Consider the following 14,631-nt stretch of genomic DNA (forward strand, 5'->3'; position numbering starts at 1 on the left):
CTCGTAACCTACTGCGCCTGTATAATCACATAGATGTAAATCCTCTGGAACCGTTGCCTCTGGCGTTGGGTTAACGATGAGTTCTAGTTCGACAACTTCAAAACAAGAAGTTGTTGTAGACTCTATTCTTATATAAATAGTTTGGGTTGACGGATCAATACTGTTGTAGTTTGAAGGATTTGGTATTGTAGTTCCATCTAAATTTGCATCATCCTCTGTTTCATGATAAGTTATCGTATAAGTATTTGCCCCGACAATACTAGGTATAGCAGATGTTAAATCAAAAGCTCCAAAACCATCATTATTTAAATCACAAATCTCTAATGGTAATGGGTTCGGATTGATTACAACATCATTAATAATTGTATTAATTGTAAAATTTACTGGGTTGGAAGTACAATTGGCCGTAGTTTGAATAGCAACAATTGAATGATTTCCAGCTGATAAATTGTTAAAGAATGGTGATGGTTGTACTGGTAAACTATCTAGTGAATAAGCATATTGACTACCCAATGGACTTGTAACTGTAACCGTATTTGAACCACAGCTCTGAACAATATCAATAGTTGGAGTTACTTGAGGAATAATCACAATTTGTACTGAATAAGTATTTGCACATTGGTTTGTATTTGGCGTAAATGTATAAGTTGTTGTAGTGGTATTATCAACAACAGCAGGATTCCAAGTACCGGGAATACTATTATTTGAAGTAGTCGGTAAAGCTGGAATAGTAACTCCTTCACAATAAGGTCCAAAAGAACTAAAAGTTGGGTTATTTCTAGGATTTACTATCACATTTACCGGTTCAATATCAAAACAATCACCTACTGTACTTTTAATGTAATAAGTTCCTGAAGAGGAAACTGCATTTGGGTTAGTTAAAGAGTTAGTGGCTGCTAAATTAGTCCAATAGGATAAAACTCCACTTCCTGTACTCCCAATTGTTATTGCAGGTGCTTGGAGATTTAGAGTTGCAGGAGAACAAACTGATGCTGGATTTGTGATAACTAAAGAAGGTGTTTGATTAATTGTAACTGTTACTGGTTTTATATCGTAACAAGAACCAAAGGTTAACTTAATATAAAATACACCACTTGAAGTAATACTATTTGGACTAGCCAAAGGGATTGTAGCTGCTGAGTCTGTCCAATAAGTTTTTACTCCAGAAGAACTTCCAACAGTTAACGCTGGAACTGTCAAATCAATACTTCCTGGAGAACAAATAGGACTTGGATTAGTTATTTCTAATACAGGCGATTGATCTATAGTAACTATTACTGGTTTAATCACCGAACAAGTTCCAATAGTTAACATTATATAATAAGTTCCACCAATAGTAACAGTACTAGGATTATTCAGAGGAAAAGTAGCTAATGCATTAGTCCAATAGGTCAATGTTCCTGTTGTACTTCCAACAGTAACATTAGGTAAAGTCAAATCGACAGCAACAGCAATACCCGAACATAATGCTGGCGGATTTGTGATAATCAAATTTACATTAGGATTAATCGTAACCGTAACTGGCTCAATATCAAAGCAAGTAACATGAGTGCCTTTAATGTAGTACGTTCCACCACTTGAAATTGACGAAGGATTTGCCAAAGGAATTGTTGCGCTACTATCAGTCCAATAGGATAATGTTCCAACACCAAAGCTTCCGGCTGTTATAGCTGGCAAAGTGATGTCAACAGTATTAGGAGCACAAACTGCTGGAGGATTTGTTACACTAAGTACAGGAGTTGTATTTATAGTAACTGAAACTGATTGTATAGTAGAACATGTTCCAATGGTACTTTTTATGTAATAAATTCCACCTGCTGAAACAGCATTAGGATTTGCAAGAGCAATTGTAGCTGCAGCATTTGTCCAATAAGTTAATGTTGTCCCGGTAGTACTACCTGCTGTAACAGCTGGTAGTGTTAAATCAACTGTATTTGGAGTACAAACTGCAGCTGGTGGAGTTGTAATTAATGTTGGTGATGTACAAGATGCAAAACAAGTTTCTGTTCTGGAAGTAGTACATAAGCCATTCCAAGTAATTGTTAATGTAACAGATTGACCTGCTGTAAGTCCATTTACTATATAACTTGATGGAAATGTTGGAATTACACCTGTTACAGGAGTTCCACCATCAATAGTATAACTAAAAGTATAATTTGTTTGTCCAATACTGTTAAAGTCAAACTCCGCAGAAGTTGGTGTAGAGTTTGCGCAAAATAAAATAGGCGTTGCATTTGGTGGTTGATTTGTCACTCTAACAGTTAATGCAACTCGAACACTTTCACAACCTCCAATAGTTTGACTAACATAATAAGTTGTATCGCCAAGAGTTCCTGTTGTTGGTGTGGGTGCTGTGGCTAGAGGCGTTTCACTAGTATTATTGGTTAAATACCAATTTAATGTTCCGCCAGCTGATGGAGTTGCTGTTAAAGGAACTGCAGTTGCATTTTGACAATACGTTACAGGTAATACAGTTGGTGGTGTGACCGTTGGTAAAGCATTTATAACTAAAGGAATTGGAGTAGAAACACAACCTGAAACTATATCTCTAATAACTGCACTATAATTTCCAGGAGCTAAACCTGCAAAAATTGGATTACTTTGATAATTTATTCCTCCATTTACACTATACTCATAATTCGATGTTTGATAGACATATCCTCCAACCTCGGTATAGTCCTGTGGATCAAGAGCAGTCCAATCATTTATATTCCAAGTATTAGTTGGTTTTGGAGCTGTTTGCAATCGTCTAAAAGTATAACCAGGTTGATTAGCAGGAGTATAATTAACTCCATCTCTTCTACCAAAATTATCAATTTCAACATCGGTATTTGATGTAAGTCTGATATTATCATTTTCATTTATGGCTCCACAATTTCCAACAACCAAATCAGGAACAACACCACCTTGATTGGCATTAGAACCAATCGCTAAAACAAATACATCATTGTTATTTAGAGTCCCAGAAAGTTGAATATCACAATTCGGTGAGATAAAATTATTTCCGTTATTGTAAACTTTGATTTTATAATTACTCAAATTTTTTGTAGTTCCTGTTCCGTTATAAATTTCTATATAAGTCAATGAACCAACACTTTCATCTGTAACTTCAGAAATAAATAATTCTGACGGAACTGGTAATGGACTTGTATTTAATGGACTTGTAAAAACAATTGTTCCTGTTGGGACTGCACATGTTGGCTGTTGAGTTACACTAACAATTGGTTGAGGACAAACTGGAACTGAACCACAAGTCAAACTTGCTGCTGTAAAACAACCAGTTCCATTTGGAGTTACCGTAATTCGTATACTATCCGTTGGATTAATTCCTGTTACATTATAGGTTGTAGGATTTACAATTCCAACATTTACAGGTGTTCCGTTGTTAATAGTGTATGAAACAGTATAATTTGTTGCTCCAGTAACAGTTGACCAATTAAATGCCTGTGAAGTTGGTGTAGCTGTTCCACATGTTATTGTTGGACTTAATGAGTTAACTGTCACCACAACTTGATCGGTTAAAACACAGGTGTTATTAGTTGTAAAAGTTATATCATCTAACGCAAAATCATTTCCAGCAGCAGTTACTCTTGAGTCAAATAATTCAATAACAGCAGTTGTAGCTGTTCCTGAATTCCATCCTTGAGCATAATTATTCCAATCACAATTATTTGTTGATGCGGTAAATGTTCCTAAAGTAACTCCATTTATAACAACTCTTATCTGAGCTGGATTGGGTTGTGCTACTGATTGCATCCAAAAGGAAAAATTATAATTCTGATTTGGATTTACCACAACTGTTTGTCCCCAAACCATATCATTTCCTGCGTTAGTAATGGAACCATCTACAACCATCATTATTCCAGTTCCTGAACGATCTGTACAATTAGCGAAACCTCCAAACCATGTATTTGAATTCGTAGTCAGTCCATAAGTTTTTTGAGTTCCAGCAGGAACAGTTGTTGTCAAAAATTGATAATCAGATTGAAAAGCAACATTCCCACTAGAAAAATCTCCGTTAGTAATTAGATTTACAGGAACATTATTTGTTGATGTAACAGTATAAGTAGTTGTCTGTGTTGGTGATACTATAGGATTAGCAATATTTGGTGTCGTTAGTGATACATCATTTGGTGATGAAGTCCAAGTATATCCAGATGTACTTCCACTAACATTAAGAGTTGTTTGCTGTCCAAGACAAATTGCTGTATTTGCAATAGCATTAATTCCTGGTGGATTTACTAAAGTAACATTTCTTTGCGCTGTAGCTCCATTTGAATCTGTAACTTTTATAGTATATGGTCCAGCAGGAAGTCCTGTGAAAATTCCAGTTGAATTATTAGCAGTAACTGTTCCTGTTAAATTATAAAGTGTATACGGTTGAACTCCACCAACTCCATATCCTATTATAAATCCATCACTTGCATTATTACAAGTAGGATTATTTGAAGAAGTTGTTATAGAAAGTGCAATTGGAGGTGGATTTACTGCCATATCATCAATTGCAAAATCATTACCATCTGAGCTTGTATTATTATTATACATTTTAATATTTGCACAATTCCCAGCTGCAACAAAAGTATAAGTCACTTGTTGCCATCCACTTGAGGTTGGAGGAGCAACTGTACTTCCTGAAACTAGTGTGACTGAATTTGCATTTAAAATATCTACTCTAATATCTGCTGGTGTTGGATTTCCTGCAACGTTTCCATAAACTGATTTAATCCAATAACTAAAGGTGTATGTTCCTCCAATGGTCAATCCACAAACTCCACCGCCACCATTTCCTGCTTCCCAAAAATTTTGTTGACCACCAGTTGTGTTTCCGTCAAAAACCAACATTAGTCCAGAACCTGTTGTATGATCACCACCTGAAACAAAGGAAGCCGTGTTCATTGGTTGTGGATCATTTGTAAAAGCCCAATTACCTGAGTTAGTCGTTCCTGTAAACGGAGGAAAAATTCTAACATAACCTGCACCGTTTGAAAAGAAACCTACGACAGTTCCTGTTTCGAAGTCACCGTTGACTAATAGGTTTTGGGATTTTATTTGAGCTACATTAAACAATAATGCAAATAAAAATATATTTTTAAGTATTGATTTACAATTCATTATGAATTATTTTAATTTATAATTTGAGGTTAAAAACGGGCAGCAATATAATTATATTACCTTAAACACTAGTTAACTAATAGTAAAATTTCCAGTATCAAATTTAGTCTTTTAGTAGAAATGTGAATAAAAAAACCTCAAATTAATGAGGTTCATTATTATTTTTCTGTCTTTCTTCTATTTCTTTCTGTCTTGAGTAAGTTTAATTCCCTACTAGTTTGACCAGCAACCGATGTGTTTTCTTCCGCTCTTCGTATTAAATAAGGCATCACATCTCTAACTGGACCAAAAGGCAAATATTTTGCAACATTATAACCACTTTGAGCTAAATTATAACTGATGTTATCACTCATTCCATACAATTGTCCAAAACAAATCCTAGAATCATTCTTTGCAATATTCATTTTTTGCATCAAATCCATCAATTTATACGAACTTTCTTCGTTGTGCGTACCAGCAAAAATTGCCATTCTATCCAAGTTATTCATCATGTAAACAACTGCAGCATCATAATTTTCATCCGTTGCTTCTTTTGACGCACAAATTGGTGTTGGATAATTATTTTCCTCGGCACGTTTATTTTCTTTTTCCATGTATGCGCCACGAACTAATTTCATCCCAATATGAAATCCTTCAGCAATAGCTTGTTGATGAAGTTTTTTAAGATAATCAACTCTATCCCAACGATATAATTGTAAAGTATTATAAACAATGGCTTTTTCTTTATTGTATTTCTGCATCATTTCTGTAACCAAATCATCTGCTGCATCTTGCATCCAACTTTCTTCTCCATCAATTAACAAAGCAACATCTTTTTGATGAGCTGTTTTACAAATGATTTCAAAGCGCTCTTTCACTCTACTCCATTCCGCTTGTTCTTCATTAGTTAATGTTTGCTTCTCACCTATTTTTGTATACAAATCAATTCGTCCTAATCCTGTTGGTTTAAATACGGCAAAAGGAATAGCTTCTCGTTCTTTAGCAAATTCAACTGTTTTTAATGTCATTTCTAAAGCGGCATCAAATTGTTCCTCTTCTTCTTTTCCTTCAACAGAATAATCTAAAACAGAAGAAACGCCTTTAGTGAACATTTTATCCACCACAGTGAGACAATCTTCCTCTGTTGTTCCACCACAAAAATGATCAAAAACTGTTGCTCTAATCAAACCTTCTACAGGTAAATGTGCTTTCAAAGCAAAGTTGGTAACCGCTGTTCCAATTCGAACTAACGGCTCATTAGCAATCATTTTAAAGAGAAAATAAGCTCTATCTAATTCGGTATCTGTTTTTAGCGAAAAAGCAACTTGGGTATTGTTAAAAATCTTGTCCATTTATAGTAAAAATATTGTAGCAAATATAAATAGTCTTTGGCGATTAATTAGCAATTTTTATCTTATTTTTGGCTCTCAATTTCAATAAAAAAATGCAGTCTATTCAAGCCAACGGTTACCACATTTCTTTCAGCAATAATGGATATATTTCATTAAATAAAATCATTAGAGAAAATAATTATTCTTCTCTATTTATCTTATTTGATAGTAATTCCAATGAATTATGTTCTACCAGATTTCTTTCTTCACTAGAAACGGATGTTCGAATTGAAATCATTGAAATTGAACCTGGTGAAACCGAAAAAAATATAACTACTTGCGTTGAAATTTGGAATATATTAACGGAACTTGGCGCTGACAGAAAAACACTTTTAATCAATGTTGGCGGAGGCGTTATCACAGATATCGGTGGATTTATTGCCTCAACATTCAAAAGAGGTATTGATTTTGTCAATATTCCAACAACTCTTTTAGCAATGGTTGATGCTTCAATTGGAGGAAAAAATGGTGTAGATTTAGGCAACTTAAAAAATCAAATTGGCGTTATCAATATTCCAAAAATGGTACTTATTGATACCGAATACTTAACCACATTACCGCAAAACGAAATGCGTTCAGGATTAGCCGAAATGATAAAACATGGTTTGATTTATGATACTTCCTACTGGTCAAAGTTTCAACAATTAAGCCAAATTGATTTTGCCGATTTTGATAGTTTAATCCATCGTTCGATAGAAATAAAAAATGAAATTGTGATGCATGACCCAACTGAAAATGGCATCCGAAAAACTTTAAATTTTGGACATACACTTGGACATGCGATAGAAAGTTTTTTCCTTGAGAATGAAAACAAAAAAACACTTCTACACGGCGAGGCTATTGCTGTTGGAATGATTTTAGAAAGTTATATTTCGTGGCAAAAAAAGCTACTTACCAAAGAAGAATATTACCAAATTAAATCTACTATAAATTCAATTTTTGAAGTTATTGAGTTCAATGAAAATGACCTGCAACCCATACTCGATTTACTCATTCATGACAAAAAAAATGAATATGGAGAAATCCAATTTTCATTACTTGAAAGAATAGGAAAATCGAAAATCAATCAAAAAGTTGATACAGAATTAATTGCAGCAGCTTTTGGAGACTATAAAACTTAATATTTTTTTCACACCAATAGTTGTATTTCGATAATAATATTTTTTACATTTGCCCTAATGAAAAAAAGTGATAACACTCCTAACTATCGTAGCTACAGCCAAGAAATTAATTCTAGTTTCTCAACTTCTACCTCTCATTTTTTAAGTTCGAAAAATGTTTTTAATAGCATGTGTTCTCCTATCATCTTTTTATTTCAAGAAAAGTTACCGATTATTTACGCCAATATTAGGGTTTGAATGATGGATTATTTTGTTTTAACTAAAATATCATAATCTATATAAAATACTCAAAAACCTAATGAATACTAAATATTACGACTTAATTAATCAGACTTTCTACTTTCCTCAAGAAGAATTTACATTAAACAAAGACAATCTACAATTTCATAATATTGATTTGATGAAATTGGTAGAACAATATGGAACACCATTAAAATTTACCTACTTGCCACAAATTTCTAATAACATCAACAAAGCAAAAGGTTGGTTTAGAAAAGCGATGGAAAAAAACAAGTATGAAGCTAAATATTATTATTGCTATTGTACAAAAAGTTCTCATTTTAAATTTATCATGAATGAAGCTTTTAAAAATAATATTCACATCGAAACTTCTTCTGCATACGACATCAATATTGTTGAAAAATTAATGGAAGAAGGCAAAATCAATAAAAACACTTATGTTGTTTGCAATGGTTTTAAACGCGATGAGTATGTTGAAAATATTGCTCGATTAATTAATAATGGTCATTCAAAAACCGTTCCCGTTATTGATAATTTTGAAGAACTTGATTTGTTACAAGAACAAATAAAAGGAAAATTCAAAATTGGAATCCGAATTGCAGCCGAAGAAGAACCAAAATTTGAGTTCTATACTTCTCGTCTAGGAATTGGCTACAAGAATATTGTTCCATTCTACAGAAAACAAATTCAGGAAAACAAACAAGTGGAACTAAAAATGCTTCACTTCTTTATCAATACCGGTATTCGTGATACTGCATACTATTGGAACGAATTGCTAAAATGTATGAAAGTATATGTAGCATTAAAAAAAGAATGTCCAACACTTGATAGTTTGAATATTGGTGGTGGATTTCCAATTAAAAACTCACTTGCGTTTGAATATGATTATCAATACATGATTGACGAAATTGTAAATCAAATAAAAATTTCATGTGAAGAAGCAGAAGTTGATGTACCACATATTTTTACCGAATTTGGTTCTTTTACCGTTGGCGAATCGGGTGGCGCAATCTACCAAGTTTTGTATCAAAAACAACAAAATGACAGAGAAAAATGGAACATGATTGATTCGTCTTTCATTACCACTTTACCTGATACTTGGGCAATTAACAAACGTTTTGTGATGATGGCAATCAACCGTTGGAATGATACCTATGAACGAGTTCTCCTAGGCGGAATGACTTGTGACAGTGATGATTATTACAACTCGGAACAAAACATGAATGCCGTATATCTTCCAAAATACAACAAAGAAAAACCCTTATACATTGGATTTTTCAATACTGGTGCTTATCAAGAAACCATTGGAGGTTTTGGCGGATTACATCACTGTTTAATTCCACAACCAAAACACATTTTGATCGATAGAGATGAAAATGGTATTTTGGCTACCGAAGTTTTCTCTGAACAACAAAGTTCGGAAGATGTCTTGAGAATATTGGGATACGATAAAAAATAAACTATTCAGAATAGTTTTAAATTTAAAATAATTTTAAAAAAAACTGTTTGCCGTTATAGAAAAAAAGATTTTCTTTGAAGCCTAAACGACAAACTTCAAACAAACGAAAATGAGCAAAGGACCAATTAGTCAGTTTATAGAAAAAAACTACCTTCACTTCAATGCTGCTGCATTAGTTGACGCCGCAAAAGGTTATGAAGAACACTTACTTGACAATGGTAAAATGATGATTACTTTGGCTGGCGCTATGAGTACGGCCGAACTTGGAAAATCGTTAGCAGAAATGATACGCCAAGATAAAGTTCATATTATTTCTTGTACTGGTGCCAACTTGGAGGAAGATATTATGAATTTGGTTGCACACAACTCCTATAAAAGAGTACCAAATTATCGAGATTTATCACCACAAGAAGAATGGGATTTATTAGAAAACCATTATAATAGAGTAACTGATACTTGTATTCCGGAAGAAGAAGCTTTCCGCAGATTACAATCGCATTTATATGATATTTGGAATAATGCTGATAGTAATGGAGAACGCTATTTTCCACATGAATTTATGTATCAAATGATTAATTCTGGAGTTTTAGAACAATACTACGAAATCGATCCAAAAGATTCGTGGATGGTTGCCGCTGCAGAAAAAAACTTACCAATCGTAGTTCCAGGTTGGGAAGACAGTACAATGGGAAATATTTTTGCTTCCTATTGCATTAAAGGAACATTCAAACCTACTACTACAAAAAGTGGAATTGAATACATGATGTGGTTAGCCGATTGGTACACAAACAATTGTTCAGGAAAAGGAATTGGTTTCTTCCAAGTTGGTGGAGGAATTGCAGGAGATTTCCCAATATGCGTTGTACCAATGTTATACCAAGACATGGAAATGCACGATGTTCCTTTTTGGAGTTATTTTTGCCAAATATCGGACTCAACAACAAGTTATGGTTCCTATTCTGGAGCTGTTCCCAACGAAAAAATTACTTGGGGAAAACTTGATATTACGACACCCAAATTTATTGTAGAATCAGATGCAACTATTGTTGTGCCACTGATTTTTGCTTATATACTAGATTTATAAAAGATTTTTTTATGAGAAGAATTATTGTAGACTATGCCAAACTAACTGGTGACATTTTAAACCTATTAGTAGAAAAATTTCCAGAAGGATATGACGATTCAGACATTATCCGTTTTAGAAATGCACAAAACGAATTGATTGAAGCTGTGGAAGTTAGAACTGAAGACACTATTTATTTAGTAAAAGTTAGTACTAAACTTGCTAGCAGAATGGAAAAATTTGATGAAGAAGACATCGACTCTGTTGTTGAACCAATTGTACCAATAAAAGGCTTAGATCTTGACGACGATGACATTGCTTCTGATGATGATGAAGATGAAGATTTGCTAAAAGATAAAGGTGGTTCTGATGATGGTGACGATGACGATGTTGACGATGATGATTTTGCAGATAGCGATAACTTTGATGACGAAGACGACGAAGAATAGTCAATTACGAATTAAAATTTACGAATTACGAAATATAAAAAATCCCAAGTTCCATAAAGAATTTGGGATTTTTTAATTAGCACAAATAGTAGTCCTTTACACTATTACCTCTTCATAATTCGTAATTTTTAATTCGTAATTATCATAAATATCTCTCTTCAAAAACCTTTTGATGATGATTTTGATGACCAATAATGATAAAACCCAATGCTCGAACTGACATTGAATTATTAGACGCAATTCCTTTTCGCAGTAATTGTTCATTAGAAAAAGACTTGAATAAAGACAAACTAGCTTGACGTACAACCAACAATTCTGTCAACAAATCTTGAATACTTCTTTGGTTGGCGTTGGCTTCATCAACATAACTATTTTCTTCAAAACCAGGCAATTCCGTATTGTCATTTCTAGCAAAACGCAAAGCCCGATATGCAAAAATTCTTTCCGCATCAATCAAATGTAATAGTATGTCTTTGATGGTCCATTTTCCTTCTGCATAGCGATAATCAAATTTATCCATCGGTATTTCACGAACAAATTTCACTAATCGATGTACCGAAATTTCAAGTTCTTCTATTAAGGTATATTCATCGGAAACTTGTGTTAAATAGTTAGCGTACCATTGTCCGTACTCATTAGATTGTAGTTGGGATATTTTCATATATTTATTTTTAAGCCGAATTTCTACTCGCATTCGTATTTCCAAATAACGAACGTGTGACTAGTTTTTCGTAAATCTCTTTTAAGTTTTCATAATTATTACTTCTAATCTGTGATAAAGCATACTGTTGAATTGTCAATAACGGACGTACAATTTGCTCTCGCATCACTATAGAAGCTTTTCCATCTGGATAATTTTCCATTAATTCTTTGTGTCCAGCTATTTTGAGTAACAATCGTTTGGTTTCTAAAAATTCATCATAAATAATCTGCCAAAAATCGCCAAAGTCTTTATCGTCTTTCATATATGACGTCAACGGAAAAAATGATTTTGCCAACGACATCATACTGTTTTCCAACAAGGTTTTAAAAAATAACGAGTTATCATAAAGTGATTGCACTTCTTCCCATCGATTGGTGTCTTCAAAATGTTTTAACGCTGTTCCAACACCAAAAAAACCGGGAACGTTTTGTTTTAATTGGCTCCACGAACTCACAAATGGAATGGCGCGCAAATCAGCAAAATCTAATTTTTCATCTGTATTCCTTTTGGATGGACGACTACCAATATTGGTTTTAGAATAATATTTAAGCGTACTCATTTGTTCCAAATAAGGTAAAAATTTAGGATGATTTTTAAAATCCGAATATTTTTTATACCCAATTTCAGCTAACGAATCTATTATTTTCTTGTCCTCTTTGGACAAATTATTTTCATCTTTATTAAAAATCTGATTGGTAACACCAGCACTTAACAGATTTTCCAAATTCAGTCGACAGGAATCTAATGTACCAAAATTAGAACTTATGGTTTGCCCTTGAACAGTAACTTGGATTTCTTGATTTTCAATAGTTGAACCGAGTGAAGCATAAAATTTATGTGTTTTTCCACCACCACGAGCTGGCGGTCCACCACGACCATCAAAGAAAACTACCTTTATTCCAAATTTTCTAGACATTTCCGTTATGTTTTCTTTGGCTTTAAAAATACTCCAATTTGCCATCAAATAGCCACCATCTTTTGTACCATCAGAAAAGCCAAGCATCACTGTTTGTTTGTCTTCTCGCTGTTTCAAATGATTTCTATAACTTTCATTAGTATATAATTGCTCCAAAATTGTGTGTGCATTTTGTAAATCATCTACCGATTCAAAAAGTGGCACAATATCAACTGATGGATTCTCCCAATTGGAAAGTTTAAACAATGATAACGTTTCCATTACGTTCAAAGCGCTTTCGTTGTTACTGATAATGTAGCGGTTTGCTCCTAGTTCGCCATTATTTTCTTGAATTGTTTTTATGGCTCGAATAGATTCTAGTGTAGAAATAGTTATTTCGTCTTTAAAAAGTTGTGGCGATACATCACAGTTTATTTTTTCTAAAACCAAAAACTTTTCTACTTCTGAAAGTTCAAAATAGTTCTTAGGAAAATTACTTTTTTCGTCTAAAACCAATTGATTAACAATATCTTTGAAAACTTTATTATGGATTTTACTATTCTGACGAATATCTAATGAGGCAAAATGGAAACCAAAAGTATTCACTTTTTGTATCAACGAATTCACAGAATCAAGATACAAAGATTGGTGTTTATTGATTATAATTTCTCTAATCACATTGAGCTGATTTTTTAATTCCGAAATGGTAATAAAAATTTCTCCTTGCGAGTAAAAAACGGAACGATACAATTTGTTCTCAAGTTCAGCAATTAGAGTATCAACGCCTGTAAAAGTTAAATTTCTTCTTAGCTTTCTAACATCAAAATAGTAGCATTTCAAAATAGAAGTTCGTAAACGTTCTGCCACTTTCAAAGTGATTTCTGTAGTTACAAAAGGATTTCCATCTCTATCGCCACCAGGCCAAAACCCTAAATTAATAATTTGATTATCAATTATTTTATCATCATAAATATTCTTCTGCAGATAATGCATCATATCGCCAACTGTTTGATAAAATACATTTTCAAGATACCAAATCAAGCTCACGGCTTCATCAAAAGGCGTTGGTTTTTCTTTTTTTATAAAAGGAGTCTTGCCTAGTTGCGATAATAATTGTTTGATTTTTGTCAAATCATTATCGCGAACTGCATCAGTTAAATCGGTAATAATTCCTAGTACAGAACCCGGATAAAATTGTGTTGGATGTGCTGTTAAAACTGTTCTAACTTTAAAATTTTCTAAGAAATTAATAAGTTCTTCGCGTTTGTTTTTGGCTTCTGTTTTTTCTTTAACATCACGAAGCGAACCTCTTCCTTCTAGATTATTAACTACAGGAAATGCTGCATCTTCAATCGCGTCAAAAAGCACAATTTGCCGCTCTACATATTGTATGAAGCGAAACAACAAACTAATTTTTTCTTCCTCTGATGGTTTATCCATGTATTTGTCTGCAAAAAAATCTACCATTTGTTTTGGCGTCCAGTTTTTCTTGAAACCATTATCACAAACCTCAGCAAATAATGGCAACAAAACTCCTGTATTGTCAATAGCATCAAAAGGCAATGTGATGAAAACACTATTGTATATTTGGTATTTCGACAATACGTTTTGGTTGAAACGCTCAATTTTTGGAAGTGTGTACATAGCAGAATAATTTTGGCTTAAATTAATAAAAAAACCTCAAGCTTTCACTTGAGGTCTTAAATATATTTTTTTAAATGACTAATCTAAATCTTGAAAGATGGTATGCATCAAACGTTTTTTGTCGTTGATACTTTCTTCTAACGAAATCATTGTTTCGGTTCTGTAGACACCTTCAATATCATCAATCATGAAGATTACATCTTTAGCATGTTTAGTATCTTTTGCTCTTATTTTACAGAAAATATTAAATTTTCCAGTCGTTACATGTGCAACAGTTACATAAGGAATGTCATTAATTCTTTCTAAAACAAATTTAGTTTGAGAAGTATTATTTAAAAACACACCAACGTAAGCGATAAAAGAATAACCGATTTTTTCATAATCAAGCGTTAATGATGAACCCATAATTATTCCTTGATCTTCTAATTTTTTTACTCTAACATGAACTGTTCCAGCAGAAATTAAAAGTTTTTTGGCAATATCGGTAAAAGGAATTCTGGTGTTATCAATCAACATATCTAATATCTGTAGATCAACTTCATCTAGTTTAAACTTGCTCATTTTAAAAGTATTAT

Annotated in this window: 9 protein-coding genes; 4 read left to right on the forward strand and 5 right to left on the reverse strand. The window is 33.1% G+C overall.

Annotated features, from left to right (window positions below; translation table 11 throughout):
* Positions 1 to 5,112, reverse strand: a 5,112-nt coding sequence (locus BC748_RS00005; RefSeq protein ID WP_133531410.1) for a lamin tail domain-containing protein, incomplete at its 3' end; no start/stop codon positions are given.
* Between the two features lie 158 nt (positions 5,113 to 5,270).
* Positions 5,271 to 6,443 (reverse strand): proline dehydrogenase family protein, encoded by a 1,173-nt coding sequence (locus tag BC748_RS00010; RefSeq protein WP_133531411.1) that lies wholly within the window; start codon positions 6,441 to 6,443, stop codon positions 5,271 to 5,273.
* Positions 6,444 to 6,535: 92 nt separating this feature from the next.
* Between BC748_RS00010 and aroB the strand changes: the two genes are divergently transcribed.
* From aroB to BC748_RS00030, 4 genes are all read left to right on the forward strand, one after another.
* On the forward strand, positions 6,536 to 7,603 hold the full coding sequence (gene aroB, locus BC748_RS00015) for a 3-dehydroquinate synthase (RefSeq protein WP_133531412.1): 1,068 nt from the start codon (positions 6,536 to 6,538) through the stop codon (positions 7,601 to 7,603).
* 298 nt (positions 7,604 to 7,901) lie between these two features.
* Positions 7,902 to 9,302, forward strand: coding sequence for an arginine decarboxylase (locus tag BC748_RS00020; RefSeq protein ID WP_133531413.1), 1,401 nt, complete (start codon positions 7,902 to 7,904; stop codon positions 9,300 to 9,302).
* A gap of 109 nt (positions 9,303 to 9,411) precedes the next feature.
* Entirely contained in the window at positions 9,412 to 10,386 is a 975-nt protein-coding gene (locus BC748_RS00025) for a deoxyhypusine synthase family protein (protein ID WP_133531414.1), read from the forward strand.
* Positions 10,387 to 10,397: 11 nt separating this feature from the next.
* Complete coding sequence (locus BC748_RS00030; RefSeq protein WP_133531415.1) at positions 10,398 to 10,814, forward strand: DNA primase; 417 nt, start codon at positions 10,398 to 10,400, stop codon at positions 10,812 to 10,814.
* Positions 10,815 to 10,956: 142 nt separating this feature from the next.
* Here BC748_RS00030 and BC748_RS00035 read toward each other — a convergent pair whose 3' ends face one another.
* From BC748_RS00035 to BC748_RS00045, 3 genes are all read right to left on the reverse strand, one after another.
* Positions 10,957 to 11,475, reverse strand: coding sequence for a DinB family protein (locus tag BC748_RS00035; RefSeq protein WP_133531416.1), 519 nt, complete (start codon positions 11,473 to 11,475; stop codon positions 10,957 to 10,959).
* Between the two features lie 10 nt (positions 11,476 to 11,485).
* Positions 11,486 to 14,056 carry a phosphoenolpyruvate carboxylase gene (locus tag BC748_RS00040; RefSeq protein WP_133531417.1) on the reverse strand — a complete coding sequence of 857 codons (2,571 nt, stop codon included), beginning with the start codon at positions 14,054 to 14,056 and terminating at the stop codon, positions 11,486 to 11,488.
* Between the two features lie 78 nt (positions 14,057 to 14,134).
* On the reverse strand, positions 14,135 to 14,617 hold the full coding sequence (locus tag BC748_RS00045) for an Lrp/AsnC family transcriptional regulator (RefSeq protein ID WP_133531418.1): 483 nt from the start codon (positions 14,615 to 14,617) through the stop codon (positions 14,135 to 14,137).
* Positions 14,618 to 14,631: the final 14 nt, after the last annotated feature.

The sequence above is a fragment of the Flavobacterium dankookense genome (genome assembly GCF_004362665.1).
Taxonomy (GTDB): domain Bacteria; phylum Bacteroidota; class Bacteroidia; order Flavobacteriales; family Flavobacteriaceae; genus Flavobacterium; species Flavobacterium dankookense.

Coding starts and splice junctions, on each gene's coding strand:
- BC748_RS00010 (WP_133531411.1), bottom strand. CDS start 6,443: ATGGACAAGATTTTTAACAATACCCAAGTTGCTTTTTCGCTAAAAACA.
- aroB (WP_133531412.1), top strand. CDS start 6,536: ATGCAGTCTATTCAAGCCAACGGTTACCACATTTCTTTCAGCAATAAT.
- BC748_RS00020 (WP_133531413.1), top strand. CDS start 7,902: ATGAATACTAAATATTACGACTTAATTAATCAGACTTTCTACTTTCCT.
- BC748_RS00025 (WP_133531414.1), top strand. CDS start 9,412: ATGAGCAAAGGACCAATTAGTCAGTTTATAGAAAAAAACTACCTTCAC.
- BC748_RS00030 (WP_133531415.1), top strand. CDS start 10,398: ATGAGAAGAATTATTGTAGACTATGCCAAACTAACTGGTGACATTTTA.
- BC748_RS00035 (WP_133531416.1), bottom strand. CDS start 11,475: ATGAAAATATCCCAACTACAATCTAATGAGTACGGACAATGGTACGCT.
- BC748_RS00040 (WP_133531417.1), bottom strand. CDS start 14,056: ATGTACACACTTCCAAAAATTGAGCGTTTCAACCAAAACGTATTGTCG.
- BC748_RS00045 (WP_133531418.1), bottom strand. CDS start 14,617: ATGAGCAAGTTTAAACTAGATGAAGTTGATCTACAGATATTAGATATG.